Genomic DNA, 3,749 nt, shown 5'->3' with positions numbered 1-3,749 from the left:
CCGTCACCGAGAGCCCTGCCGCCTCCAACCTCGCCTGCGTGCCCGACGGTTCTCGCGGGCCGTCGGCAGCGGCCGTCACCCAGCCGAACAGGCCATCGGCTTTGCCGTCGACCAGCATCGTCTCGGCCGCCGCGGCCGAATCGGCATGGACCAGAAACGGTGCATCTTCCGCGATCTTGCGGCCTTCCGCCGCCAACGCCGCCAATGGCAAGAGAGAACCGCCGACGCTGTCAGGAGGCGCCATGGCGATACGATGGCTGTCCATCGCCGCAAGGTCGGGCAGCTTGCCGTCCCGCGTCAGCAGAACCGAGCGGATGCCGATCGCGCCGTCTGAATCGACCGGAGCCACAAGCGGTTCGATACATAAGCAGCGCTGCGAGGCCGTCGCATATGCGGTGGCCGAATAGATCGCATATTCGATGCGGGCATTGGCCTGCGCCTCGATCAGCGCGGCATAGTTGCGGGCAACGACAAACTCGACCTTCATGCCCAAGGCCTTGGTGTAGGCGTCGGTCAACAGTGCCAGCCCCGGAACGGAGTTGCCGGCGCCTGGCTCGGCAACGATGCCGATGCGAAACGTGCCGATATCGTCGCGCCAGTCGGCATGCGCCGGATTTGACCAGAGCGCGACCTGCGCCAGCATGAGAGCGGCATAAGTCTTCAGCGCAACCCTCATGACAGGAACCACGGTCTGTTGTCCTCGATTCATGCCCATGCCCGGAGCATTTGTGCATATCGCAGCCCAAAACCGCTGCGCACCGTTGGGCGACATGCATCTCTGTTTGTGCATGTCGTTATCCCAAAACCGCTGCGCACTTTTGGGCGACATGCATCTCTGTTTGTGCATGTCGTTATCCCAAAACCGCTGCGCACTTTTGGGCGACATGCACCAGACTATCACGCCAAGCCGTTGCCGTTTGGTTTCCGAATTGCCAATGAAGTCGCGGAACCCTATGTCTGGTCGGTCAAACTGGCAACAACTCGATGGCACGCGCTTTCCTCTTCGTTCTGGACTCCTTCGGCATCGGTGGAGCGGCCGACGCCGACCGCTACGGCGACGCCGGCGCCAACACATTCGCGCACATCGCAGAAGCCTGTGCAGAGGGCCGCGCGGATCGCGAAGGGCTTCGCAGTGGACCGCTGTTTGTCCCCCAGATGGCCTCGCTCGGGCTTGGCAAGGCTGCCGAAACCGCAACGGGGCTGGGCTTTGCCAGCAGCGGGACGGATCTGCTCCCAACTGCCTTTCACGGCGCCGCACAGGAGGTTTCGAGCGGCAAGGACACGCCGTCGGGCCATTGGGAGATCGCCGGCCTGCCGGGGCGCCTCGACTGGGGCTATTTCCCGGATACGGTTCCCGCCTTTCCGGCCGAACTGACCGAGGCGATGATCCGCGAAGGCAAGGTGCCGGGCATTCTCGGCAATTGCCATGCGCCGGGCACCGAAATCATCGAGCGCTTTGGCGAGGAACACATCCGGACCGGCAAGCCGATCTGCTACACGTCGGTCGACTCGGTCCTGCAAATCGCCGCGCATGAAGTCCATTTCGGCCTCGATCGGCTTTATGAATTCTGCCAGGTGGTGCGCAGGCTGGTTGACCCGCTCAGGATCGGACGGGTGATCGCGCGGCCGTTCGTCGGCGAAACCACCGCCACTTTCGAGCGGACATACAACCGTCATGACTACGCCGTGCCCCCGCCGGAACCGACCCTGCTCGACCGGCTGACGGCGCGTGGCAGCCGTGTCATCGCCGTCGGCAAGATCGGCGACATCTTCGCCCATCGCGGAATTTCGCAAGTGCGCAAGGCGGCAGGCAACATGGCTATGTTCGACGAAGCGCTGGGTGCGATGGATGATGCCGGCGACGGTGACCTCGTCTTCGCCAATTTCGTCGACTTCGACACCGAATTCGGTCACCGCCGCGATGTCGCGGGCTATGCTGCAGCGCTCGAGGCCTTCGACCTGCGGCTGCCGGAGGCATTTGCGAGGCTGCGGCAGGGCGATCTTCTCATCCTGACGGCCGACCACGGCAACGACCCTACCTGGGCCGGGACCGATCACACGCGCGAGCGCGTTCCGGTGATCGGCACTGGACCGGGTCTCAAGGGCGGCGACATCGGACTGAGAACGACATTCGCCGACATCGGCGAAACCGTGGCCGAGCATCTCGGGCTGGCGCCCGGACGCTACGGCACTTCTTTCTATGCGGCGATCGGCGGTCATGCCTGAGTTACCGGAGGTCGAAACCGTCCGGCGCGGACTTCAGCTGGTTCTGGAAGGCGCCACCATCGCCCGCGTCGAGGCGCGCCGACCGGATCTGCGCTTTCCATTTCCCGAGAAATTCGCGCAGCGACTGGCCGGCAAGACGATCACGGCACTCGGCCGCCGGGCCAAGTATCTGACGATGGACCTGGAAGGCGGCCCCGCGCTGATCTGCCATCTCGGCATGTCGGGCTCATTCCGCATCGAGACGGCCGATGGCAGCGACATGCCCGGCATCTTCCGGCACGACCGCTCGAAGAGCTCCAATCACGACCACGTCGTCTTCCATGTCGTGTCTCCGGCCGGTACCCGATCGCGCGTGATCTTCAATGATCCGCGCCGCTTCGGCTTCATGTTGTTTGCGGAAGGACTGCCGGACGTTCATCCGATGCTGGCTGGACTTGGCGTCGAGCCTACGGGCAACACATTGGACGGTGCGCTGCTTTCCTCATTGATGAAGGGGCGGAGATCACCGCTGAAGGCAGCGCTTCTCGACCAGAGGCTGATCGCCGGGCTCGGCAATATCTATGTGTCGGAGGCGTTGTGGCGTGCGGGCCTGTCGCCGCTGCGCGAGGCGGGCACGATCGCCAGGCCCGGAAAGAAAGCCCAGGCCCAAAGCGAACACCTCGCGCAAGCCATTCGTTCGGTGATATCGGATGCGATCGCAGCCGGCGGTTCCTCACTGCGGGACTATATGCAGACCGATGGGTCGCTGGGCTATTTCCAACACGCCTTCGCCGTCTACGACCGCGAAGGCGAGGCCTGCTCCAAGCCCAGTTGCGGCGGCCACATCGAGCGTGTCGTGCAGAGCGGCCGATCGACCTTTTATTGCCGGACATGTCAGCGATGAGTCAGAGCAATTCCAGCAAAAGCGGGGGCGGTTTTCCGTCCGAAATTGGTCAAGACAAGGAGATGGAGCGGTTCTGCGTTTCCGTGAAACGATGAACCGCTCTAGACGAGCGTAAGCAAGGAGAAGCAGCCATGAGCTATGAGACGATCATCACCGAGACGCACGGCAAGGTCGGGCTGATCACGCTGAACAGGCCGCAGGCGCTCAACGCGCTGAACTCCCAGATCCTGACCGAGGTGGTGGCAGCCGTGAACGGGTTCAGCGCCGATCCCGGTATCGGCGCCATGGTCATCACCGGTTCCGAAAAAGCTTTCGCGGCGGGCGCCGATATCAAGGAGATGCAGTCCATCTCCTATGCGGACGCCTACGCCCAAGACTTCTTCGTCGGCTGGGAGGAACTGACGCGGGCGCGAAAGCCTATTATCGCGGCGGTGGCGGGCTATGCACTCGGCGGCGGTTGCGAGCTGGCGATGATGTGCGATTTCATCATCGCCGCCGACACGGCCAAGTTCGGCCAGCCCGAGATCACGCTCGGCGTCATTCCAGGCATGGGCGGGTCACAAAGGCTGACCCGCTTTGTCGGCAAGTCGAAGGCGATGGACATGTGCCTGACCGGGCGGATGATGGATGCCGCCGAGGC

The 3,749-nt window shown here is 63.5% G+C and carries 4 protein-coding genes; 3 read left to right on the top strand and 1 reads right to left on the bottom strand.

The window, feature by feature from the left end; translation table 11 throughout:
* Positions 1-676: PhnD/SsuA/transferrin family substrate-binding protein (locus EOA22_RS27265; protein WP_164755874.1), on the bottom strand; the 676-nt coding region annotated here is incomplete at its 3' end.
* Positions 677-984: 308 nt separating this feature from the next.
* On the opposite strand from EOA22_RS27265, the gene EOA22_RS27260 reads away from it, so the two are divergent.
* The 3 genes from EOA22_RS27260 to EOA22_RS27250 form a co-directional block, all read left to right on the top strand.
* The gene (locus tag EOA22_RS27260) at positions 985-2,226 is read left to right on the top strand and encodes a phosphopentomutase (protein ID WP_127390353.1); all 1,242 of its coding nucleotides are present in this window, start codon (positions 985-987) and stop codon (positions 2,224-2,226) included.
* Positions 2,219-3,109 (top strand): bifunctional DNA-formamidopyrimidine glycosylase/DNA-(apurinic or apyrimidinic site) lyase, encoded by an 891-nt coding sequence (gene mutM, locus EOA22_RS27255; protein ID WP_013533692.1) that lies wholly within the window; start codon positions 2,219-2,221, stop codon positions 3,107-3,109. The genes EOA22_RS27260 and mutM overlap by 8 nt, the downstream gene beginning before the upstream one ends.
* Before the next feature lie 131 nt (positions 3,110-3,240).
* Positions 3,241-3,749, top strand: a 509-nt coding sequence (locus tag EOA22_RS27250; protein WP_127390352.1) for an enoyl-CoA hydratase-related protein, incomplete at its 3' end; no start/stop codon positions are given.

The sequence above is a fragment of the Mesorhizobium sp. M7A.F.Ca.US.014.04.1.1 genome, assembly GCF_003998745.1.
Lineage (GTDB): Bacteria > Pseudomonadota > Alphaproteobacteria > Rhizobiales > Rhizobiaceae > Mesorhizobium > Mesorhizobium ciceri.
The sequence above is the reverse complement of the archived record's forward strand: the minus strand, read 5'-3'. Positions and strand labels throughout refer to the sequence as shown.